Below are 22,420 nucleotides of genomic sequence, written 5' to 3' on the forward strand. Positions count from 1 at the left end.
CGACACACGCGGGGGAACCTCCGCCGCCTCCGGCGCCGTCCTTGACACAGTGAGGCGGCAGCGGCACACGGCAGTGGGAACAGGGCAGCGACAAGCGGCCGGCCGGCAGCACACGGGCGGCCGGCGTGGGTGAGCACGGCGTGGCGGATCGGGGGTCGGACATGGTGATGCAGGACGGCGGTGCGGTGGATGTCCGGCCCGGCCCCGATCCCGGCCGGGCGGCGCCCGGGCACGAGCGCGCGTACCGCACGGCGGGGGCCGCCCTCGCGCTCTACGGGTGCGCGCTGACCGCGTGGACGGTGTACGGGATCGTCCAGGGCGACGGCAGCGTCTGGGACTTCTTCGAAGGGCTCTTCAACCCGCGCGCCTCCTTCTTCATGTGGACGCTCGGGCCCGGCGAATGGGCGCTGGTCGTCGCGCTGCTGGCGGTCGCGGCCGGGGCGCTGGCCCTGCGGCGGGTGGCGCGCACGGGCGCGCTGCTGCTGGGCTGGGTGATGCTCGCCCAGTCGGTGCGCGAGACCGTCGGTCTGTGCCACGCCGGACACCGGAGGCTGTACGCGCTGGAACCGCTCGGCGGCTGGGTGCTGGCGACGCGGGCCCTGGGGCTGCTGGCCGCTCTGGTCGTGCTGGTGTCGCTGCTGCGGGCCAAGGAGCGGGCAGGGGCGGACGACGGTGCCGTGCCCGACGGGGAGCGCGGCGCCCGGGCCGGCGGGCCGGAACGGTCGTGCGCCGACGCCGACTCGTGGTGGCGGCGCCGGCTCTCCCGTATCTGCGGGGTGCTCTTCCTGGTCATGGGCGTGGAGCGGATCGCCTGGACGGTGTGGGGCATGGCCGAGGAGCGCCTCTCGCCGGGCGCCTACCTGCACCGGGCGCTGGACGGCGCCGCGAGTGGCGGAGCCGTCCAGCTGTCCCAGTCCGGCGAGTTCACCACGCTCTCATCGGTCGCCGTCCTGCTGGTGCTCGGTGTGCTCGCCGTCCGCAGCAACCGTGACGTGCGCGGGGCGCTCCTGGTGTTCGCCGCGGTCGAGCTGTACCTGACCGTGCGGACGGTGGTGCTGCTGACCGTCACCGGCTTCTTCGGCGGCCCGATCGTCACGGGCGAGAGCGCGGCGTCGCTGGTGCTGACGGCGTACGAACTGGCCGCCACGACCTCGGTGGTGGTCCTGGCGACCGGCCGCTCGTTCAGTGCGTACGGTTCTTTTCAGGGGCAGCGGGTCAGCCCGTATGGCGGTGGAAGCCATCGATCATCGCCTGGCGGCCGGGCAGGTTGAACTCGCGGCCCAGCGTGCGCATGATCGAGTCGGCGGTGGGCCGGTTGAGGCCCTTCGGGTAGTAACCGCCGCCCTCGTACGCGCCGACCTTGCCGCCGTCCGGCGAGTTCTGGCCGAGGTAGCGGTACCACTTGGCCTTCTTGGCCTTCATCTCCGCGACGCTCATCTTGGTGATGTTGGGCGCGGCCGGCTCCGGGCCGCTGTACGTGCCGTTGGTGTCGTACACGTACTCGTCGGCCAGCTTCCCGAGGGAGTGACCCGTCTCGTGGACGGCCACCTGCGCGGAGTCGCGGTGGTCGGAGGAGGCGGTGGCGATGCCGTCGTACCCGACGGGTGAGGTGATGTCGTTGTAACCCGCGCCGCCGTACTTGGCGGAGTTGCCCAGGACGATGACGAGGTCGGCGTCCGGGGCCTTGGAGGCGTACGACTCGACCTTGCCGGTGTCCACGCACAGCAGGCGCTCGATGTCGTCGCACCAGAAGCGGGTGTCCAGCGCGGTGTCCTTGACGACGCCCTTGGACGGGTCGCCGGAGACGCCGGACTGGTTGGAGACGGCGTCCACGGTCCACACGTTGAACAGCGAACGGTTCGAGGCGTACGGCTCGACGGCGGAGATCTGCGCCCACTTGGCCTTCGCGTCGGCGTGGAAGTCCTTCTGCTGGGCGAGGGTGTAACCGTCGCCGATGATGACGACGTCGACCTTCTTCGCGGTGGGGCCCTTGCGGACGACCGAGGTCACGGTGCCGTCGGCGGCCAGCTCCGCGGCGGAGCGCGCGCGGTGGGCACTCACCAGGCTCTTGGGCGTGGCGACCGGGACGGTGGTGTGCCGGGGGTGCCCCTGCGGGCCGGTGAAGTACTCGACCTGCTGGGTGCGGGCGGCCGCGGGCGGGGGCGCGGCGGCCGGGGCGGCGGCGGGGGAAGCCGAGGCGGTCGAGGCGGTGACGGATATCCCGCCGGCGAGCGCGAGGCCGGCCGCGGCGGCGGCCACCCGGATTCCGGTACGGCGGCGTGTTGCCGTACGGCCGCGGGTGGCCGCCCTGGTGCGTATGCGCGCCCGTATGGACGTGCCGGGAGGGGTGGGAGTACGCCGAGGTCTGTGCACGAAGAAGCCTCCGAAGCGATGCCGAGCCGTGCCCCGGGGGGCCGTGCTCCGAGGGGGGTGGTGGCCCGCGCGACGCCCAACAGGCGGGCGTGCGACGGATCGCGGCCAACCTAGAGGCGGCAGTGACGGGAGGCAACGGGCGGGGCGGAAGTTGTCCGGAGGTGAGCGAGTTCGCACCGTCGGAGGGGGCGGGGGCGAGTGGCGCGGGCCGCTGACGGGCGCGGGGGCGAGTGGCGCGGGCCGCCGGCGGGCCGGAAGTGCCGCAGCCGGGGGTGACGGCGACGGCCGCCGCGTGTGGGGGTCGCGGCGGCCGTCACTGTGAGCTGCACCGCGTGGTCGGCTTGTGGCCCCCTCAGTGGTGCAGCATGAAAGGCACTCTGCCCGTGGGCGCCACCTCACGGCATCCTCCGCAGGTCGTGCACCGACCCCCGCCGTCCGGCGGGGGTGGGCCCACGCCACGCGGCGGGCAGGTCCGAGGACGCGATGCAGAGAGGGGCGGCCGGTGATCCGTGTCGCGGTGGTGGACGACGAACGGCTGGTCAGATCCGGGCTGCGGATGATCCTGGGCAGCGCCCCGGACATCGAGACGGTCGCGGACTGCGGCGGCGCCGAGGCCGTGGAGACCGTGCTGGACTGCGCGGCGGACGTCGTCCTGCTCGACATCCGGATGCCGGACGTGGACGGGCTGACCGTGCTGCGCCGGCTGCGCGCCGCCCCCGAGCCGCCCGCCGTGGCCATGCTGACGACGTTCGACGTGCAGGAGTACCTGACCGCGGCGCTGCGCGAGGGCGCGGACGGCTTCCTGCTCAAGGACTCCGACCCGGAGCAGCTCGTACGGGCCGTACGGACGCTGGCCGAGGGCGGCAGCGTGCTGGACCCGGGCGTCACCCGGGCCGTGATCGGCGGCTTCCTCACCGCCGAGGACCAGGCCGCGGCGGCCCGGGCCGTACGGGCGCTGACGCCACGGGAGTCCGAGGTGCTGGCCCTGGTGGGCGAGGGCCTGGGCAACGCGCAGATCGCGGAGCGGATGGGGCTGGCGCCGAGCACGGTCAAGGACCATGTACGGGCGCTGCTGGGCAAGCTGGGCGGCCTCAACCGGGTCCAGGCGGCGATCCTCGCGGACCGCGCGGGCCTCGTCTCCGGCGGCCCCCGTTGACCGCGCGCGGCGGCGTCCCCGGCGGCATACGCCGGGCCGTGCCCCTCGTCGTGCCGGTCCTCCTGTCCATGGTGGACGCCTTCCTGGTCAACGGTCTGGACCTGGGCCTCGAGTTGGGCGTCTCGCTGGTCGCCGCCGGCGCGCTGCTGCTGCGGCGCCGGCTGCCGCTCGCCGTCTTCCTGATCACCCTGCCCGGCCTGTACATCGGCTACATCTGGTTCGCGCCGATGGTGGCCCTCTACACCCTCGCCGCGCTCCGGCCCGGCCGCGCCCGGCTCGGCGGCTGCGCCGGGCTGCTGATCGCCGCGCACGTCCTGCCGTACCCGCTCTCCGACCTGGACCCGGGCGCGCACCGCGAGAACATCCAGGTGCTGATCGACGCGACGGTGACCTCGGCCGCGCCCATCGCCCTGGGCCTGCTGGTCCGCACCCGCCGCGAACTCGCCGCCCGCGTCGACGACCTGACCCGCAGCCTGCGCCGCGAGGACCGGCTGATCGCGGACCGGGTGCTGGCCACCGAGCGGGCGCGGCTGGCCCGCGAGATGCACGACGTGGTCGCGCACCAGGTCAGCCTGATCAGTCTGCAGGCCGGGGCGGTACAGGTGAGCACCGGGGAGGAGGCCGCGCGCGAGTCGGCCCGGACGATCCGCGAACTGTCCGTACGGACCCTGGAGGAGCTGCGGCACATGGTCGGCATCCTGCGGGCGGCCGGCGGCGGCAGCACCGACGCGCGGGAACCGGCACCGCAGCCGGACCTGGCCGAACTGCCGCGGCTGATCGAGATGAGCGCCCTGGACGTCGATTACGAGCACCAGGTGCCGGAGGGGGCGGCCGGGGCGAAGGCGGTGGAGCGGGCGGCCTACCGAACCGTCCAGGAAGCGCTGACCAACATTCGCAAGCACGCGCCGGGTGCGCGGGTGCGGGTACGGGTCGAGGCGGTGGCGGCGGCGCGCGACCCGGAAGAGGACGGGGCGGCGGTTCCACGGGGGCTGCGGGTGGAGGTGCGCAACGGGCCGCCGGACGCTTCCGCACCGGTCCCGGCGCTGCCGGGCGGCGGCCACGGCCTGGTCGGGCTGCGCGAGCGGGCGCAGAGCCTGGGCGGGCTGCTGGAGGCCGGGCACACGGCGGACGGCGGATTTCTCGTACGGGCGGAATTCCCGCGGGACGCGGGGTGAGGATTCTGCCGCGTTCGGGGGCCGGGTGGTCTGCCAGGAGGAATGGTCCGCGGCGAAATGCGCGATATCTCGATCAACCACCAGAAACGCTGTGTGACCGTTCAATTACCGAAGGCACTCGCCTGTTGCCCCGTGAACTTCCGTGCGGATGCGCGGGGCTGCGCCCGGTTCACGCGGAGAGCGGGGCGGCCGTTTCGTCGACGGCGGTGTTCAGGTCCGGGTAGACCTCGAAGAGGCGGCGCACGCCGAGCGCCGCGAGCACCCGGTTGACGTGCGAACCGTCCACCGCGCCCTGGGCGGGCAGGATCAGCCGCAGCCGCCCCTGGCAGGACCGCATCAGCCGGCGGGCGGCGATCAGTACGCCGACGCCGCTGGAGTCGCAGAACCGGACCTCGGAGAGGTCGAGCACCACGCTGCGGCGGCCGTCCGCGACCGCGTCGTGCACGTGCTGGCGCACCGTCGGCGACGTGACCAGGTCCATCTCACCGGAGACCTGCAACACGGCCCAGCGGCCCTGCTCGCCTTCTGCCACCTTCAACGACACGCGCTCGAAGCCTTTCGCTCGCTTGCGGACGGGACACCCCCCGGTGCCAACCGGAATGCGCCCTTCCCGCCTCGACTGCCCGGCCGTTCTCCCCTGAAACTCTTCAGAATTCTTTGCGCAACGGGCCGTTCCTCTCCAAGGCTATGCCCAGTGAGCGGGTGACTTTCCCCCGGAACCGGTCACACACGGATAACACATCGGCAGATACGGGCGTGAACGGTTGCGCTTCGGTCTGCCGTGAGCGGGCATCACCACCAAAAGTGACCGTCTCCATACCATCCGTAGGTCACCGGCCGAGTGGGTTTGCCGCAAAGAGGCGTCAATGTCGGACCGGACCACTACATTCGATGGCACGGTGGAGTGCGGACCGTGCCGGGGCACGGCGGCGAGGGATGGGGGCCGGATGGGACATGACGCACCGCCGCGCTGGGACAGGCGGATGCAGCAGCGGCTGGCGCGCGGCGAGGCGGCCGCGCTCGGCGAGCTGTACGACCGGTTCGCTTCGCTTGTGCACAGCCTTGCCCGCCGGGTGCTCGGCAGCGAGACGGCCGCCGACCGCATCACCCGGGAAGTCTTCGGCTACATCTGGGAGAACCCCGACTCCTACGACCCCAAACAGGGCTCGCTGCGCTCCTGGGTGGCCCAGCTCGCCCACCGCCAGTCCGTGCACCGGCTGCGCCAGGCCGAGGCCGCCTCCGCCCAGGACCGCGGTCAGGCCGCTCCCGAGCCCGGCGAGCTGGAACGCCAGATCCGCGCGGCCTCCACCGCCGCCCGCGCCGACTACATCGTCACGTCCATGCCCGCCCCGCTCCGCGCCGCCCTGGAGCTGGCGTACTTCCAGCGCCGCGACTACCGCCAGACCGCCGCCGACCTGGGCGTCACCGAAGACGAGGCCCGGCGCCGGCTGCGCCTGGGCCTCCAGCTGCTGTCCACCGCGCACAACCACCAGGCCCTGCCGCCCGCCCGGCCGGCGGAGTCCCCGCCCGGCGGCCCCACGACCGGACGGCAGCCGTGAACGGCCCGGAGGGATGGGACCGGCGCGACCCGCACGACCGGCGGGACCGGCACGAGCCGCACGACCCGCACGACCCGGGTGTCCCGCAGGGCCCCGGTACCGGCGGCGCGTCCCGCTCCGGCGGCCGGCCCCGCATACCGTCCCCGCGTACGGCGGCCGAGGACGCCGGGCCGCTGCCCGACGCGCCCCCGCAGCCGGCGGAACCACCGGCCCCGGAAGACCGAGCGGCGCAGCCACCGGCACCGGCGCACCCGGCACCGGAACCACCCGCGCCCGCCCCGCCCTCGCACCGGATCCTGAAGTCCCTGCTCGGCGCATGGGCGCTGGCCGCCTGCTCCGCCGAGGAGACGGCCGCCGTCGAGGAACACCTCACGGACTGCGCGCCCTGCGCGGACGAGGCGCTGCGACTGCGCGACGCGGTCGGCCTGCTGCACCCGGCCGACCCGCTGGACCTGGACCCGCTGCTGCGCTCGCGCGTCCTGGAGGGCTGTCTGGGCCGGCGGCCGGCCCGTATCCCGGTTCCGGAGTGGGCGGCTCCGTACGACGCGGAGGCGGCCAAGCTGGACGCGCTGCTCAGCGACATGGGCGAGGCGGAGTGGCGTGCCGCGGTCCGGCTGCGCTGGTTCCAGGACGAGCGGCCCGCCGAGCGGCACACGACCGTCGCGGGCGTCATCGGACATCTGATGGCGGTGGACGGCCTGGTCGCCACCGCGCTCGGGCTCGGCGACCCGCTGGGCGCCGCCGCCCCGCACGGACCGGCCGGCCCCGGTGACCGTACGGAAGCCTGCTGGCAGGCGATCGCGGACGGCCGCGCCCCGCACGCCACCCGGACCCCGTGGCGCGACCAGAGCCACACCCTGATCCGCACGGTGTCCTTCGCCGGGCGCGGCATCGCCGACCTGACCGTGCCGTACGGGAACGACCGGCTGCCGCTGCGCGACGCCTTCCTGGACCGGGCCTTCGAGTGCTGGGTGCACGCGGGCGACATCGCCGAGGCGGTGGACTACCCGTACGAGGCCCCGGCCCCCGGGCATCTGCACCTCATGGTCGACCTGGCGGCCCGGCTGCTGCCCCGCGCGCTGGCCGCCCGGCGCCGGGCCGGGCTGGCGCCGCCGCCGCAGCGCCTGGTCGAGGCGGGCGCGCCCGGCCGTACGCTGCACCTGGAGGTCGAGGGCTGCGGCGGCGGCCACTGGTACATATCCCTGGACTCGCCGGGCGCCGTCGGCACACCGGACCGCACGGTCGCGCACATCGCGCTGGACAGCATGGAGTTCTGCCAGCTCGCGGCCGGGCACGTGCTGCCGGAGGAGACGGCCGCCGGGCAGCGCGGCGAGCCGGAGGCGATCCGCGACGTGCTGTTCGCCACGGCCTCGCTGTCGCGGCTCTGAGGCAGTGCGGCCGCCGGCCACCGGGCCGGCGGCCGGGACCGTTACGCGAAGACGACCGTACGCGTGCCGTTGAGCAGCACGCGGCGCTCGCTGTGCCACTTCACGGCGCGCGCCAGGGCCTGGCACTCCACGTCCCGGCCGACGGCCACGAGCTGGTCCGGCGTGACGCCGTGGCCGACGCGCTCGACCTCCTGCTCGATGATCGGGCCCTCGTCGAGGTCCGCCGTGACGTAGTGCGCGGTGGCGCCGATGAGCTTGACGCCGCGCGCGTGCGCCTGGTGGTAGGGCTTGGCGCCCTTGAAGCTCGGCAGGAAGGAGTGGTGGATGTTGATGATCCGCCCGGACAGCGCCTTGCACAGGTCGTCGGAGAGCACCTGCATGTAGCGGGCGAGCACGACCAGCTCGACGTTCTCCTCCCGGACCAGCTCCAGCAGCCGCGCCTCGGCGGCGGCCTTGGTGTCCTTGGTGACCGGGATGTGGTGGAACGGCACGTCGTAGGAGGCGGCCAGCTCGGCGAAGTCGGTGTGGTTGGAGACCACGGCCGCGATCTCGACCGGCAGTGCGCCGATGCGGGAGCGGAAGAGCAGGTCGTTGAGGCAGTGCCCGAACTTGGACACCATCAGCACGACGCGCATCTTCTCGTCGGCGCGGTGGATCTGCCAGTCCATCTGGAAGGAGTCGCCGACCGCGGCGAAGCTGGCGCGCAGCTTCTCCACGCTGACGGTGGCGTCCGCGCTGAAGTGGACCCGCATGAAGAAGAGCCCGGTGTCGTGGTCCCCGAACTGCTGGCTGTCCTCGATGTTGCAACCGGTCATGAACAGGTAGCTGGACACCGCGTGCACGATGCCCTGCTTGTCCGGGCAGGAGAGGGTGAGGACGTACTGGTCGGGGGTACGGGGCTGCGAGTCGCTCATGACCTCATAGGGTCGCACATTCCCGGCCGTGCTCCGTCCCGCGGCGGCCGGGGCGGGCACCCTCAGACGGCGGCGCCGTGGCTCCGCGTCATGATCGCCAGGACTTCGAGGGAGTGCGGCGGCGCGTCCGGGTCCTCGCCGTCCGCGGTCGCCATCCGTACGTGCGCGTCGCGTGCGGCCCGTACCGCCTCCGGCCAGCCGTGGTGCTCCAGGTAGGCGGTGACCGGGGCGTCCGGGCCGACCTGGTGCATGATCCGCAGCACCCGCAGGACGGCGACGTCGACCAGGGACGCCTCCTGGGAGTCGCGGAAGATCGTGCCGACGTACTTCTCGGCGGACCAGTTGTCCAGCCAGGTGTCCTCGACGAGCCGGTACACGGCGTCGGTGACGTCCCCGTACCCCGGGAGGCCCGCCAGCCAGGTCTCCCGCTGGAAGACGGGGTCGGAAAGCATGTGCAGCGCGGAGCGCACATTGCTGCGCCAGCGCCACCACGGCATGTCGGTCAGCGGCATGGCGCCCATGGTGGTCGAGCGACGGCCGCGACGGGAAGACTTCTCCGAACCTTGCACAGTATTCGATCGTACGTTCTCCGCCGATGATCACCGGTGGCCCCCCGGAGTTCATCCCGCTGTCACCGACCGTTGCCCCGGCGTCACTCACGCGTTCCGGGCGCAGCGGAATGCTCCGTGCACATGACCGGACGGCGACGCCCCTCCTCCCCCCGCCCCTTCCCCCGCGTCCTCGCAGCCGTCACCGCTGCGACGGCCTGCACGGCGGTCCTGGCGTCACTGCTCTCGGCCTGCGGCTCCCTCCCCGGCGCCCCGGGAGGTGACGGGGAGAAGGAGCCGCTCACGGTGATGACGTGGGCGCCGGTGGACACCAAGGCGACCAACATGCCGGGCATGCCCGCGATGGCCGAGGCGTACGCGCGCTGGGTCAACTCCCGGGGCGGTATCGACGGGCACCCGCTGAAGGTCGTCACGTGCAACGAGCACAACGACTCGGTGGCCGCCGCGCGCTGCGCGCAGCGGGCCGTGGACGCCGGGGCGGTCGCGGTCGTCGGCTCGTACAGTCAGTTCGGCCGTTCGTTCATCTCGCCCCTGGAGCGGAACGGCATCCCCTACCTCGGCGGCTACGGCGTCTCCGACGAGGAGTTCGCGAGCCCCCTGTCGTACCCGGTCAACGGCGGTCCGGCGGCCCTCCTGGCGGGCAACGGACGCCAGCTGGCGAGCGTCTGCGAGCGGGTCTCGCTGGTACGCCCGGACACCATCCAGGGCGACAAGATGCCGGCCCTGATCAGCGCGGGCCTCGCCGACGGCAGCCGCGCTGCCGCGCAGGACGTCCGCGCCCCCGAGGACGGCACCGACTACACCGACGCGGCCCGGCGCGCCCTGGACGGCGTGGGCGCCACGCCGGCCGGGCCCGGCGCGGCGGGCGGCACGAAGGGAGCGGGCGGCTGCGTCTCGGCCACCCTCGGCGAGCGCACCGACACGTTCTTCGACTCCTTCCGCCGGCTCCAGCCTCCCGGCTCGAAGGTGCGGATCGCCTCGCTGCTGGGCAGCGTGGGGCAGGCGCTGGTGGACCGCACGGGCGGCCGGGCCGGGCCGCTGGAGGGCGCGTACCTGACCGGCTGGTACCCGGTCGCGAGCGATCCGCGCTGGAACCCGATGCGCAAGGTCATCAACGACCACGCCTTCGGCGACAACCGCATCGATCCGGCCGACCCGGGCGTGCAGACGACGTGGATCGCCTACACGGTGCTGCGCGCCGTCGTCGAACAGCTCGGCAAGGAGGGCGTCGGGGACATCACCGCCCACACCGTGCAGCAGGCACTGGACCGCGGCGCACGGCCCGTGGACACCGGCGGACTGACACCGAAGCTGCGCTGGCGCTCCGAGGACATGCTCGCGGTGCAGGACTTCCCGCGCATAGTGAACGGACTGGTGACCTACCAGGCCGTACGGGACGGGCAGTTGGTGGCGGCACGGCAGGGGTTCGTGAACGTCGCCGGGACGCTGGAGAAGCCGCGGGCGGACAGCTGAGGGGGCGCCCGGCGCCCTCTCGCCGACCGCCCGCGGAACCGGCCCTTCAGCCCTTCTTCGCCAGAGCCTGGGCGGCGAGCGGGTGCGGCGAGGGTGTCGCCGACGTGTCCCTTGCCCTTGCCGACGACCGAGGGCGCGCCGTTCTGCCGGCGGATGACGCTGGCGACGGCCGCGCCGAAGTCCTCGCCACCCTCTTCGGGGGCGGGGTGTCTTCTCCGGGGGCGGGGTGTCTTCTCCGGGGACGGGTTTGCTTCTCCGGGGGCGGGCTGTCTTCTGTTGTCAGAGTTGTTCCGGACGGCGTTCGGTCAGGTGGTACTTCTGTGCGATCGGGTTCCACAGCTTGGCCGCCTGCTGCTTGGCCTTCGTGGCCCGCCCGCTGTCCGCGTTGCCCTGCGCGGGCTCCTTGCCGCCGCGGGCCTTGCCCTTGGGGCAGCCCTTCTTGCCCTTCACCTGGCCGGCCCAGGCCGCGTAGTGGTTGTCGGCCGAAGCGGAGGACTTCCACGCCTCGTTGAGCGCCGCGGTCAGCTCGCCACTGCCGGGCAGCTTGTCGACGGGGAGCTTGGCCAGGCGGCTGACCAGCTCGTTGCGCTGGGCCGCGGCGTCCCGCAGGTCCTTGGCCGCGGCGTCGAGGTTGTCGCACGACTTGATGCTCTTGACCGCGCCGATCACGGCGGAGCGACTGTTGTTGCTGTCCGCCAGGAGCGCGTCCAGGTCCTTGGCCTGCGCGGCCGCCGGGTCGGCGGGCGACGGCTGCTGCTGCTTGGCCCCCTTGTCGCCTGCGTCGTCCTTCGCCGCGCCGGACGCGCCCCCGGACTCCTGCTTCTTGGGGCCGTCGTCACCGCCCCCGCTGAGCGCCCAGCCGACACCGAGACCGGCGCCCGCCAGGGCGACCACGGCCACACCGATGATCACGGCGGGCGCGAGGCGCCGACGTCGGCCGCCGCCGTCCTGCTCGTAGTCCGACTGCGGCGCGTACTGGTCGTACTGCTGCTGCCCGAAGGGCTGCCGGCCGTACGGACCCTGCGGCGGCTGGTCCGGCTCGTCGAAGCGCGGCAGCTGCGCGGTGGCGTCCGGCGCACCGCCCGGCACACCGGCCGGGGCGGCACCGCCGGGGCCGGAACGGAACAGGCCCTCGAACTCGGCCGGCGTCGCACGGCCGTCGGGGGCACCGGGCGCACCGGACGCACCGGGTGCCGCGGGCGCTCCGGGCCGTACACCGAAGGGTGCGCCGGGGGGCGGGGTGGGGCCGCCGGCGGCTATCGGCGGAATGAACTGCGTGGCCTCGGAGTCGGAGTCGGACGGCGCGGGGCCGCCGGGCTGCGCGGGCTGCGCCGGGCCGGGCCGCGGGCCGTTCGGCTTGATCGCGCGCAGGGTACGGGTGGACTCACCGGGCGATTCGGGACGCCCGCCCGCAGGGCCGCCGGCCTCCGGCGGCAGCGGCGCGGCGCCGGGCATCGGTCCGGGCTGCCCGCCCTGAGGGCCTGCGCCCGTCCGGCCAGCCTGTGCCTGCTGCGACTGCTGCGACTGCTGTGGCTGCTGCGACTGCCGGCCGCCGATGGGGCGCAGCAGGGCGGTCGATTCCGGGTCGCCGGCGGCGGGCGGCATGGGCGCACCGGCCTGCGGCGTCGCGCGGACGAGCTGGCCGGGCTGCGTGCCGGACTGTGTGCCGGGTTGCGCACCGAACTGCGGGTCGAACGGGGAGATCAGCGCGGTCTCTTCCATGTCCGGGGCAGGGGGCTGACCCGGCCCGGGCTGCGCAGGGTGCTGCTGAGGCTGTGCCTGCGGGGGCTGTGCCTGCGGGGGCAGGGGCGCGGCGGCCGGGGGCTGTTGCTGTCGGAAGGGCGGCTGCTGGGACTGGAGAGGCGGCTGCTGCGGCTGAAGCGGCGCCTGCTGAAGGGGCTGCTGCTGGGCGTACGGCGCTTGTTGCCCGCCGTACGGCTGCTGCCCGGGGGCCTGGGGCTGGTGCGGTTGCTGCTGGGTCTGGGGCTGGGACTGCTGCTGCGGCTGCGGCTGCTGCCCGTAAGGCTGACCGGGCATCTGCTGCCCACCGTACGACTGCCCCTGGAGCGGCTGCCCCGCGACGGGCTGTCCCTGAACGGGCTGCCCTGGAACCTGCTGCCCAGGAACGGGCTGCCCCGCGACGGGCTGTCCTTGAACCGGCTGCCCCGGAACCTGCTGCCCAGGAACGGGCTGCCCCGGACCGGCCGCCCCCGGCCCCGGCTGCCCGCCCGGTGCCTGCTGTCCGCCCGGTGCCTGCTGCTGTTCGGGGGCCCAGGGCTGCCCCCAGGGCTGGCCCGCGGGCGGTGCGGCCTGGCGGCCGGGGGCCCACGGATCACCGTGAGCGGGCAGCACAACGCCCTCTCGCGCGGGCTCGCCCGCAGGATTGTGCGGGTCGTTGCCCTGTCCGCTCTGGGTCACCGGGACTCCTACGATCTGCTGACTTACGGAAGCGTCGGCTCACGCTACCGGGTCGCCGTCGCGTTCGACCATGTCCCCTGGTCACCACCCACCCGAAGCGCCCCAGAAGGGGCCTCCAGGCCCTTCTCAGGCCTCTTGTGGGGTCACGGAGGGCCCGCCGGGCGGGCCCTGCGCGGCCCGCCCGGCGGAAAAGGACGAGGCGGCCCGGGCGCCGACCAGCCCTCCCCCGGCTGCCACGGGCCGCGAATCCGCTACGCGGCTGCCCGCAATTCCAGCCGGGCACCGAACTCCCGCACCACCGGCTCGTCCCGGTACGGCTCCAGCCGCAGCTGGAAGTCCTCCAGATACTCCGCGCCCCGGTTGGACCGCAGCCCGCTCAGCAATTCGACGGCCTGGGTGCCCGTATGGCACGCCTGCTCGATCTCGCGCTGCTGTACCTGTGCGCTGGCCAGCAGCACCAGCCCGATGGCGCGGCGCCGCGCCCGCCCTTCGGGGTGCCCGTCCACCGCTTCCTGCGCCCGCTGGCGGGCCGCGCTCGCCTGCCCCAAGTCGCGATGGCAGTGGGCGAGTTCGTCGGCCAGGTAGGCCTCGTCGAAGTGCGAGATCCACACCGGGTCGTCGCCGGTGCCGGAGGTGCCAGCGGCGCGTTCCATGGCGCCCACGGCCCGGCCCGCCACGACCTGGAAGGCCCGCGCGTCCCCCATCAGGGCGTGCCCGCGCGCTTCCGCCGCGAAGAACATCGCCTCCGCGCGCGGCGTGACGTGCCCGCGCGCCCCTTCCTGCGCGGCCTTCGCGAGCTGCGCGATCTCCCGCGGGTTGCCGAGCGAGGCGGCGAGGTGGCTCATGCTGGCGGCCAGTACGTACCCCCCGTACCCGCGGTCGCCGGCCGCCTGCGCCAGCCGCAGCGCCTGGATGTAGTAGCGCTGCGCCAGCCCCGGCTGGCCGGTGTCGACGGCCATGTAGCCGCCCAGTTCCGTCAGCCGGGCGACCGCCGCGAACAGTTCACGGCCGACCGATTCCCGGTACGAGCCGGCCAGCAGCCCGGAGACGACGCTGTTGAGGTAGTGGACGACGACCGGCCGGACGTGGCCGCTGCCGTAGCGGTGGTCCAGTTCGCCCAGGGCCGTGGTCATGGCCCGTACGGCTTCGACGTCCGAAATGCCCACCCGCGCACCGGCGCTGCGCGCGACCTGCGGATCGGCGCTGGTGATGAGCCAGTCCCGGCTCGGCTCGACCAGCGCGGAGGCGGCCACGGTGGAGCCGCTGAGGAAGTCGCGCCGGCCGACGTCGCTGCGCCACAGCTCACAGACCTGTTCGATGGCGCCGAGGACGGTCGGCGAGAACTGCAGGCCCACGCCGGACGCGAGGTTCTTGCCGTCGGCCATCCCGATCTCGTCGATGGTGACCGTTCGCCCGAGTTTGCGGCCCAGCGCCTCCGCGATGATGGCGGGGGCCCGGCCGCGCGGCTGCTGGCCGCGCAGCCAGCGGGCGACGGACGTCTTGTCGTAGCGCAGGTCGAGGCCGTGTTCGGCGCCGCACATGTTGACGCGGCGGGCGAGTCCGGCGTTGGAACAGGCGGCTTCCTGGATGAGCGCCTGCAGCCGTTCGTTCGGCTGCCGCGCGACGAGTGGCCTGGCGGCCATGCTGCACCCCCTGATTACTGCTGCGCGTTCACCAGCGAACGCCGTACCCGTGGACCAATTCCCCGCGCATATGCCGGATATCCGGGATATCTCAGATGTGCGTCATGTCCGCCGAAGCCTTGACATTCCCGGGCTGAAGCGGTCGGACCGGCCGACCGGCGGATCGCTCCGCCGGATTGCGGTGTCCGGTAGGCCCTGCCGCTCCGGTCCCGCGGACTGCCTCACGGGCCCGGTCGTTGCTGCTCCGGTCTTCGGTGTCCGGTCCTCGAACCTCGAACTCCCGTTGCGGAATCCTGGGCTTCGAACTTCGCATCTCGGACTTGCTACGGACTTCGGACTTCGGACTTCGGTGGGACGGTGCTCCGGGGAATTCGGCCGAACCGGGGTACGCCGTGCGGTACCCGCGCCCTGCTCGCGGCGCCGCCGCGCCGTACGGGTCCGGCGTTCGCTCCGGGTCCGTCTCGGCTGTGCCGCGGCCTGCCGCCGGGCGGCCTCTCCGCCCGTCACGCAGGTGGCTACCCGTTCTTCCGGCGCTCCCCCGCACGCGCCCCCGAGCATGCTTCCATGCGCCCCACGTGCGGGAACGATGCGCCGGGGTGGTGCACGTGTCGGCCGTAACCCTTGGTGACAGGGAAAGTTGTCCACCACGTGGAAGACACCATCGGAGTCACAGGAGCCTCTCAGGTCCCCGAGCAGCGTGGCGAGCTGTTGATCGAAACTGCGGTGCGTTACGCGGAAGAGCGGCATTGGGACGTCTTGCCCGGCGCATGGCTGGAGGACGACGGCGAAGTGCCGCGCTGCTCGTGCGGCGCGGCCGACTGCGCCGCGCCCGGCGCGCACCCCACGGTCCCGGGCTGGGCCGGCCACGCCACGGGCAGCGCGACGGCCGCCCGCCGCCTGTGGAGCAGGAATCCGCGCGCCTCGATCCTGCTGCCGACGGGCCGTACGTTCGAGGCGCTCGATGTGCCCGAGACGGCGGGCTGCCTGGCGCTGGCCCGGATGGAGCGGATGGACCTGCCGCTCGGTCCGGTGACCCGCACCCCGGGCCGCCGGATGCTCTTCTTCGTCCTGCCCGGCGCCTCGGTCAAGGTGCCTGACCTGGTACGGCATCTGGGCTGGCCGCCCGCGTCGCTGGACCTGATCGCGCGCGGCGAGGGTGACTACGTCGCCGCGCCGCCGACCCGCGTGGGGGCGCACGGCGCGGTGCAGTGGGTGCGCCAGCCCACCGCCGCCAACCGGTGGCTGCCGGACGCGGACGAGTTGATCAGCCCCCTGGCGTACGCCTGCGGGCGGGAGGCCGCGGCGGCACGCGGACGGTGAGGGCGGGGCGGCGGAGCCGTACGGGGCGCGCCTGCCGCGCCGTCGTCCTGCTCCCGTACCCCGTGCGTGTGCGCCGGGCGCGTACCGCACTGCGCGCGCCCCTTCCCCGCACCGCGCTCCCCCTCTCCCGCTCCGCACGCCCGGCCGTTCGGCCGTACCGGCCCCGTCGCACACCCGCCCGTATCGTGGGATGAACGGACGGGGGCACGACCGGCCCCTGCGGGGACGTGGAGGGCAGAACCGGTGGCCAGCGAACCGGAACACATCGATCAGCCGACGGGCACGGGCACGGGCACACCGACGAGCACACCGGCGGGTGCGGCCACGCCACCGGACGGCCCGCCCGCCCGGACGGCCGGCAGCGGGCCGCCCGCCGTGCGGGTCCAGGGGCTGTGGAAGAAGTACGGCGAGCAGATCGCCGTGGCAGGCATCGACCTGACGCTGCCCGCGGGCCGGTTCATCGGCCTGGTGGGCCCGAACGGCGCGGGCAAGACCACCACCCTCTCGATGGTGACCGGTCTGCTGCGCCCGGACGCCGGGCAGGTGGAGATCAGCGGTCACGACGTGTGGCACGACCCGGTCGCGGTGAAGTCCCGGATCGGCGTACTGCCCGAAGGGCTGCGCCTGTTCGAGCGGCTGTCCGGACGCGAACTCCTGGCCTACATCGGGCGGCTGCGGGGGCTGCCCGGCGCGGAGGTCGACAAGCGCGCCGACCAGCTGCTGGAGGTCCTGGACCTGTCCGGGGCGCAGAACAAACTCGTCGTGGACTACTCGACCGGCATGCGCAAGAAGATCGGGCTGGCGGCGGCGCTGCTGCACAACCCGGAGGTGCTCTTCCTGGACGAGCCGTTCGAGGGCGTCGACCCGGTGTCCGCGCAGACCATCCGCGGCGTCCTGGAGCGCTACACCTCCTCCGGGGCCACCGTCGTCTTCTCCAGCCATGTGATGGAGCTGGTGGAGTCGCTGTGCGACTGGGTGGCGGTGCTGGCCGGCGGGCGCATCAGGGCGGACGGCCCGCTCGCGGAGGTACGCGGCGACGCGCCGTCTCTACAGGACGCCTTCCTCGAACTGGTCGGCGCCAACGGGCGCGCGGCCGGGCAGGACCTGGACTGGCTGGGCGGCGGGGGCGCCCGATGACCGTCCCCACGACCTCCACGGCGCCCGCCGGCACGCCGTCCGGTGCCCCACAGGCGGCCCCGGGCGCGTCGCTGACCCCGGTCCTCGTCCGCCTCAAGCTGTCCCTGCTGCGCAACGGCCTGCGCCAGTCGTCCGGCCGGGCCGTCGCCTACGTGGCGTCGCTGGTGCTGTCCCTGCTGTGCGCGGCCGGCATCCTGCTCGGCCTGATCGCGCTGCGGAACGTCGAGCACGCGGGTGCGCTGGGCGTCCTGCTCGCTGCCGTACTGGCGCTGGGCTGGGCGGCGATGCCGCTGTTCTTCCCCTCGGGGGACGAGACCCTCGACCCGACCCGGCTGGTCATGCTGCCGCTGCGGCCCCGGCCGCTCATCGCGTCGCTGCTGGTCACGTCGCTGGTCGGGATCGGCCCGGTGTTCACCCTGGCGCTGGCCACCGGCTCGGTGATCATGATGGCGCACAGCGCGGGCGCGGCGGTCGTCGGCGTTCTCGCGGTCGTCCTGGTCGTCCTGGTGTGCGTGGCCCTGGCGCGGGCCGTGGCCACCGCCAACGTACGGCTGCTGACCAGCCGCCGGGGCCGTGACCTCGCCGTACTGAGCGGGCTGTTCGTCGCGATCGGCGCCCAGGGCGTGAACGTCGGTGCGCAGAAACTTTTCGGCTCCGGCGCCGGACTGTCCGCCCTGGAGCCCGTGTCCGGCATCCTGCGCTGGGTGCCGCCCGCCTCGGCGGTGGACGCGGTCCGCGCGGCGAGCGAGGGCTCGTACGGGCGTGCCGTCCTGGGCCTGGCGCTGGCCGCGGTGGCGCTCGGCCTGTTGCTGTGGTGGTGGCAGCGCACGCTGACCACGGTGATGACCTCGCCCGACTCCTCCACCCTGCAGGCCGTCGAGAAGGACAGCGCGCGCAAGCAGCGCTCCTCGAAGGGCGGGCTGCCACGGCTGCTGCCGGAGAGCCGTACGGGCACCGTCATCCTGCGGATGATGCGCTACGCCTGGCGCGACCCGAAGTCCAAGATGTCGTGGGCGATGGCGTTCGGCGTGGGCCTGCTCGTCCCGGCGGTCTCCGCCCTCCAGGGCGGCGGCAGCATCTACACGGCGTTCTCGGCGCCGGCCTTGCTGGGCATGCAGATGTACAACCAGTTCGGGCAGGACACCTCGGCGTTCTGGATGGTCGCCTCGACGATCTCCACACCCCGCGACGCCTACCAGGAGCTGCGCGCCCGGGGGCTGGGCCTGGCCCTGGTGGGCGTGCCGTTCGTGACCCTGGTCGTGATCGGCGCGGCCGCCTTCCTCGGCCCGTGGTCCGCGTTCTTCGACGTCTACGGGCTGTCGCTGGCCCTGCTCGGCGCCCTGGTGGCGACCGGTGCGGTGACCTCGGCGCTGTTCCCGTACTCGATCCCGGCGGAGAGCAACAAGAACGTCGCCCCGGGCCAGGGCGCCATCGCCTGGTTCAGCCTGTTCGGCGGCATGCTGGTGAGCGGTGTACTGGCCGCGCCGGTGGCCGGGCTGCTGATCTGGCTGCACGTGGCGGGCCTGCACAGCCTGCTGTGGCTGCTGCTGCCGGTGGGGGCGGCGTACGGGGTCGGGATCGCGCTCCTGGGAATGCGGGTGGCGGCGCCCCGGGTGGCGCGGCGGCTGCCGGAGATCCTGGGGGCGGTCAGCAAGGGGTGAGGTTCGGGGGCGGGGTGGTGGGGTGGCGGGGTGACTGGGTACGGAGGCGACGTGGCGGGCGCGTCGCCTTTGGTGTGGCGGGCACGTCGCCGTGGCATCGGCAATGCCTCGGCGACTTGACCTCAACTTAACTTCAGGTCGGAGGGTGTGGGTGATCGGCCGGCCGTCGGGGCCGGCCGCCGTCACGGGGGACCTTCCTCATGCCCACGCCACCGCCGCCGCATTCATCCCGTACCCAGTCACCGTCGCCGGTCCCTGCCGCCGCGCCCATACCCGCACCCCCGTCCGCATCCGCACCCGCACCCACACAGCAGCACCACCACGCCCGGCCCGCAACCCCGGCATCATGGCGACGGCCTTCGTCGTCGTCCTCGGCTCGCTGATGACGGTCCTCGACACCACCGTCGTCAACGTCGCCCTCAACCGCCTCTCCGCGGACTTCCACGCGCCGCTGGCCGCCATCCAGTGGGTGGCCACCGGCTACACCCTCGCCCTGGCCACCGTCATCCCCGTCACCGCCTGGGCCGTCGGACGCTTCGGCACCAAGCGCCTCTACATGGTCGCGATCGCCCTGTTCGCCCTCGGTTCGGCGCTCGCCGGACTCGCCTGGAACGTCGAGTCGCTGATCGCCTTCCGGGTGCTTCAGGGCCTGGCGGGCGGCATGGTCCAGCCGGTCGGCATGACGATCGTCCTCCAAGCCTCCGACCCGGCCCGCCGGGGGCGGATGATGAGCGTCCTCGGCCTGCCCGTCCTGATCGGCCCGCTGGTCGGTCCGGTGCTCGGCGGTTACCTGGTCGACGAGGTCTCCTGGCGGTGGATCTTCCTGATCAACATCCCCGTCGGCGCACTGGCGTTCGTCCTGGCCGGGCGGATCTTCCGGCGTGACGCCCCGGGACGCGGTCCCCGCCTGGACATCCCCGGCCTGCTGACGCTCTCCCCCGGCCTGGCGGCTCTCCTCTACGGGCTGAGCCACGGCGCGGAACAACGTTCCTTCACCAGTGCCGGTGCCCTGGTGCCCACGCTGGCGGGCGCCGCGCTCATCGCCGCTTTCGTCGTACGGGCACTGACCGCCGAGTCCCCGCTCATCGACCTGCGGCTGCTGCGCACCCGTCCGTTCGGCCCGGCCGCCGCCACCCTCGCCCTCTTCGTCTGCGGCTACTTCGGGTCGATGCTGCTGCTGCCGCTGTACTACCAGGTCGTACGGGGCCAGAGCGCGACCGGCGCCGGGCTGCTGGGCATCCCGCAGGTGCTGGCGACCGGCATCACCATGCAGTTCACCGGCCGCCTGGTCGACAGGATCCCGGCGGGCAGGCTCGTCCCGGCCGGCGTGGTCCTGGCCGCGGCCGGCTTCCTGACCTTCACCACGCAGGTCGCGGCGGACACCCCGTACTGGGTGCTCGCGGGCGCGCTCGCCGTGATGGGCGTCGGAGTCGGTACGACGATGATGCCGACGATGGCCACCGCCACCCGCGGCATCGACCACGCCCGCCTCCCGGTCGCCTCGACGACGCTGAGCATCATCCCGCAGCTCGCCGGCTCGGTGGGCGCGGCCCTGCTGTCCGTCCTGCTCGCGAACGCCATGAGCAGCCGGCTCCCGGCGACGTCCGGCGCGGGCGGCGGTCTCGAATCCGTCCACGGCCTGCCCGCCGACGCCGTACGCGCCCTGGCGCCCCGCCTCGCCGACGCCTTCCAGCACACGTACGTCTGGGCCGTGGCCCTGGTGGCGCTGGCACTCGTCCCGGCCCTGCTGCTCCCGCGCCGCCAACACCCGACCGGGTGACGGCGATCCGCCGCCGGCGGAGGTTGTCCACAGGCCTGCTCGCGAAATGAACTCGGCCGGTACCGTCGTGACACGGCGAACAACTGATCGCCATGACGCCACCGGACGACGACGCGGCCGTCCGGCCAAATCCGCCGGCACGGCCGGCGAACGGGGGTGGGGAAGCATGGGACCGACCGATCGACAGCGGACCAGGAGACCCTGGCCGAGCAGCGCTTCGCTGCCGAAGGCAGCGCCACTGGTCCTGGCCGTGCCGCCCGCCTCCGCACCGGACTCCGCCTCCCCGCTCCGCTTCCTCCTTCTCATCGCCGGGCCGCTCCTGCTCATAGCGGCGGTCGGCCTCCTGCTCCGGCGCCGCTCGCAACTGCGGGACTTCACCCGGCCGTCGGCGATACCCCGTACGGTCTTCGCCGCCGTGCGCCGAGCCGACGAGGCCGCAGTGCGGGAGCGCGCCGCCGAGGAAGTCGTACGCCTGGCCGGTTCCACCCGGTCGGCGGCGGCCGCTCCGGATGCCACGGAGCGGGCCCGCGAGGCCTGTGCCACGGCCGAGGCGCTGTTGCAGAGCGCTGCGGGAGTCCCCGACCTGGCGGGCGTGTTCGCCCTGCTCCACGAGGGCCACACCGCCCTCGACCGGTCGGCGCCCCCGCTCCCCCTGTGCTTCTTCCACCCGCTGCACGGTCCCGCGACCCGGCACATACCGTGGCACCGGCCCGAGAACGACGAACGCCTTCAGGTGGCCGCCTGCACCACCTGCATACGGTTCCTCCGGGCCGGCCGAACCCCGGACACACTCACCGACCAGCACGAGGGCCACTCCGTCCCGTACTACGCCGCGCCGCCCGAGCACAGCGTGTGGTCGGCCACCGGCTACGGCTCCCTGCTCACCACCGACTCCCTGACCGCCCACGTCCGACGCCATCTCAAGACGCCCGCACCGCCAACAGAACAGCCCCTGCCGCCTCCTGCCGCCCCCTGACCCGGCTCGGGGAAAACCGTGGGCCGCTGTCGATTTGGCCACCACCCGTTCGACGTCATGGTGTGGGGCGCCTCGCCCCACGACGACGCGACAGAGCCTGACGGGAGACCACGTGGAGCAACTGCTGCGAGTCATGAACTTCCATGTCTCGGACGATGGAATAGGTGCCGGTGTGCACCAGAGTTTCGAGCGGCCGTTCGGCCACGATCAGCCCGAGAGGCTGTTCTCCTGGGCCGGGGCCACAGCGAGCTGGCCCATGCGCACGGAGCCCGGAGGGAGCCGGGGCCTCGATGACTACTTCACGCGGGACTTCGCCCGCAACATCGGCGCCGAGATCATGGGCCGCAACAAGTTCGGCCCCCAGCGGGGGCCGTGGCAGGACCATGAGTGGCGTGGCTGGTGGGGAGCGGAACCCCCGTTCCGCACGCCGGTGTTCGTCATGACGCATCACGCACGTCCGTCGTTCACGCTCGCCGACACCACGTTCCACTTCGTCGGCGGCGACCCGGCCACGGTCCTCGAACGGGCGCGGGAGGCGGCGCGGGGCAAGGACGTCCGGCTGGGCGGCGGGGTCACCACCGTCCGGCAGTTCCTCGATGCCGGCCTCGTCGACACCCTGCATGTGGCGGTGTCGCCGGTGAAGCTCGGTTCCGGACTACGGCTCTGGGAGTCGCCCGATGAGCTGCTCGACCGGTTCCACCTGGAGGTCGTGCCCAGCCCGAGCGGCGTGACGCACCATCTGTTCTGGCGGAGGTGACGTGAGGACCCGCTGAGGTTCAGAGCCTGAGTCTGTCGGGAATCTTGGAAGCTACGCCGCGTGGAGGGCGAGGGCGCGAGGAGTTCGATGCTGCTGTTGAGCAGCTAGCGCGGCCACGAGG

18 protein-coding genes are annotated in these 22,420 nt (G+C 73.5%); 12 read left to right on the forward strand and 6 right to left on the reverse strand.

The window, feature by feature from the left end; translation table 11 throughout:
* Positions 1-161 precede the first annotated feature (161 nt).
* Entirely contained in the window at positions 162-1,271 is a 1,110-nt protein-coding gene (locus AB0L45_RS31585) for a hypothetical protein (protein ID WP_365846023.1), read from the forward strand.
* Here the strand turns inward: AB0L45_RS31585 and AB0L45_RS31590 are convergent.
* Positions 1,216-2,259 carry a M64 family metallopeptidase gene (locus tag AB0L45_RS31590; protein WP_365846025.1) on the reverse strand — a complete coding sequence of 348 codons (1,044 nt, stop codon included), beginning with the start codon at positions 2,257-2,259 and terminating at the stop codon, positions 1,216-1,218. The genes AB0L45_RS31585 and AB0L45_RS31590 overlap by 56 nt on opposite strands.
* A gap of 616 nt (positions 2,260-2,875) precedes the next feature.
* On the opposite strand from AB0L45_RS31590, the gene AB0L45_RS31595 reads away from it, so the two are divergent.
* Both AB0L45_RS31595 and AB0L45_RS31600 read left to right on the forward strand, forming a co-directional pair.
* Positions 2,876-3,529 (forward strand): response regulator transcription factor, encoded by a 654-nt coding sequence (locus tag AB0L45_RS31595; RefSeq protein ID WP_365846027.1) that lies wholly within the window; start codon positions 2,876-2,878, stop codon positions 3,527-3,529.
* 68 nt (positions 3,530-3,597) lie between these two features.
* Positions 3,598-4,704, forward strand: a complete 1,107-nt coding sequence (locus tag AB0L45_RS31600) for a histidine kinase (RefSeq protein ID WP_365846061.1) — start codon at positions 3,598-3,600, stop codon at positions 4,702-4,704.
* A 169-nt stretch (positions 4,705-4,873) separates the two neighbouring features.
* Here the strand turns inward: AB0L45_RS31600 and AB0L45_RS31605 are convergent, their stop codons facing one another.
* Entirely contained in the window at positions 4,874-5,248 is a 375-nt protein-coding gene (locus AB0L45_RS31605) for an STAS domain-containing protein (protein WP_365846029.1), read from the reverse strand.
* 403 nt (positions 5,249-5,651) lie between these two features.
* Between AB0L45_RS31605 and AB0L45_RS31610 the strand changes: the two genes are divergently transcribed.
* Together AB0L45_RS31610 and AB0L45_RS31615 are read left to right on the forward strand one after the other, a co-directional pair.
* On the forward strand, positions 5,652-6,263 hold the full coding sequence (locus AB0L45_RS31610; RefSeq protein WP_365846031.1) for a sigma-70 family RNA polymerase sigma factor: 612 nt from the start codon (positions 5,652-5,654) through the stop codon (positions 6,261-6,263).
* Positions 6,260-7,651 carry a zf-HC2 domain-containing protein gene (locus AB0L45_RS31615; RefSeq protein ID WP_365846033.1) on the forward strand — a complete coding sequence of 464 codons (1,392 nt, stop codon included), beginning with the start codon at positions 6,260-6,262 and terminating at the stop codon, positions 7,649-7,651. The genes AB0L45_RS31610 and AB0L45_RS31615 overlap by 4 nt, the downstream gene beginning before the upstream one ends.
* A 41-nt stretch (positions 7,652-7,692) precedes the next feature.
* On the opposite strand, the gene purU is transcribed toward AB0L45_RS31615, so the two are convergent.
* A complete protein-coding gene (gene purU / locus AB0L45_RS31620) occupies positions 7,693-8,565 on the reverse strand; it encodes a formyltetrahydrofolate deformylase (protein WP_365846035.1) in 873 nt (290 codons plus the stop codon).
* Positions 8,566-8,627: 62 nt separating this feature from the next.
* Positions 8,628-9,086, reverse strand: a complete 459-nt coding sequence (locus tag AB0L45_RS31625; protein WP_365846063.1) for a hypothetical protein — start codon at positions 9,084-9,086, stop codon at positions 8,628-8,630.
* Between the two features lie 171 nt (positions 9,087-9,257).
* Here AB0L45_RS31625 and AB0L45_RS31630 point away from each other — a divergent pair, with 171 nt between their 5' ends.
* Positions 9,258-10,607: an ABC transporter substrate-binding protein gene (locus AB0L45_RS31630; protein ID WP_365846037.1), complete on the forward strand. Its 1,350-nt coding sequence runs from the start codon at positions 9,258-9,260 to the stop codon at positions 10,605-10,607.
* Between the two features lie 279 nt (positions 10,608-10,886).
* On the opposite strand, the gene AB0L45_RS31635 is transcribed toward AB0L45_RS31630, so the two are convergent.
* Both AB0L45_RS31635 and AB0L45_RS31640 read right to left on the reverse strand, forming a co-directional pair.
* On the reverse strand, positions 10,887-12,644 hold the full coding sequence (locus AB0L45_RS31635; protein ID WP_365846039.1) for a hypothetical protein: 1,758 nt from the start codon (positions 12,642-12,644) through the stop codon (positions 10,887-10,889).
* A 632-nt stretch (positions 12,645-13,276) separates the two neighbouring features.
* Positions 13,277-14,668: a transcriptional regulator gene (locus AB0L45_RS31640; protein ID WP_365846041.1), complete on the reverse strand. Its 1,392-nt coding sequence runs from the start codon at positions 14,666-14,668 to the stop codon at positions 13,277-13,279.
* A 648-nt stretch (positions 14,669-15,316) separates the two neighbouring features.
* Between AB0L45_RS31640 and AB0L45_RS31645 the strand changes: the two genes are divergently transcribed.
* From AB0L45_RS31645 to AB0L45_RS31670, 6 genes are all read left to right on the forward strand, one after another.
* On the forward strand, positions 15,317-15,988 hold the full coding sequence (locus AB0L45_RS31645) for a bifunctional DNA primase/polymerase (protein ID WP_365846043.1): 672 nt from the start codon (positions 15,317-15,319) through the stop codon (positions 15,986-15,988).
* 375 nt (positions 15,989-16,363) lie between these two features.
* The gene (locus AB0L45_RS31650; RefSeq protein ID WP_365846065.1) at positions 16,364-17,125 is read left to right on the forward strand and encodes an ABC transporter ATP-binding protein; all 762 of its coding nucleotides are present in this window, start codon (positions 16,364-16,366) and stop codon (positions 17,123-17,125) included.
* On the forward strand, positions 17,122-18,786 hold the full coding sequence (locus tag AB0L45_RS31655; RefSeq protein ID WP_365846045.1) for a transporter: 1,665 nt from the start codon (positions 17,122-17,124) through the stop codon (positions 18,784-18,786). Before AB0L45_RS31650 ends, AB0L45_RS31655 begins: the two co-directional genes overlap by 4 nt.
* 346 nt (positions 18,787-19,132) lie before the next feature.
* Positions 19,133-20,566, forward strand: coding sequence for a DHA2 family efflux MFS transporter permease subunit (locus AB0L45_RS31660; protein ID WP_365846047.1), 1,434 nt, complete (start codon positions 19,133-19,135; stop codon positions 20,564-20,566).
* Between the two features lie 166 nt (positions 20,567-20,732).
* Positions 20,733-21,542: a hypothetical protein gene (locus AB0L45_RS31665; protein ID WP_365846049.1), complete on the forward strand. Its 810-nt coding sequence runs from the start codon at positions 20,733-20,735 to the stop codon at positions 21,540-21,542.
* Positions 21,543-21,654: 112 nt separating this feature from the next.
* Positions 21,655-22,299 carry a dihydrofolate reductase family protein gene (locus AB0L45_RS31670; protein WP_365846051.1) on the forward strand — a complete coding sequence of 215 codons (645 nt, stop codon included), beginning with the start codon at positions 21,655-21,657 and terminating at the stop codon, positions 22,297-22,299.
* Positions 22,300-22,420 lie beyond the last annotated feature (121 nt).

The sequence above is a fragment of the Streptomyces sp. NPDC052496 genome, assembly GCF_040679095.1.
Taxonomy (GTDB): Bacteria; Actinomycetota; Actinomycetes; order Streptomycetales; family Streptomycetaceae; genus Streptomyces.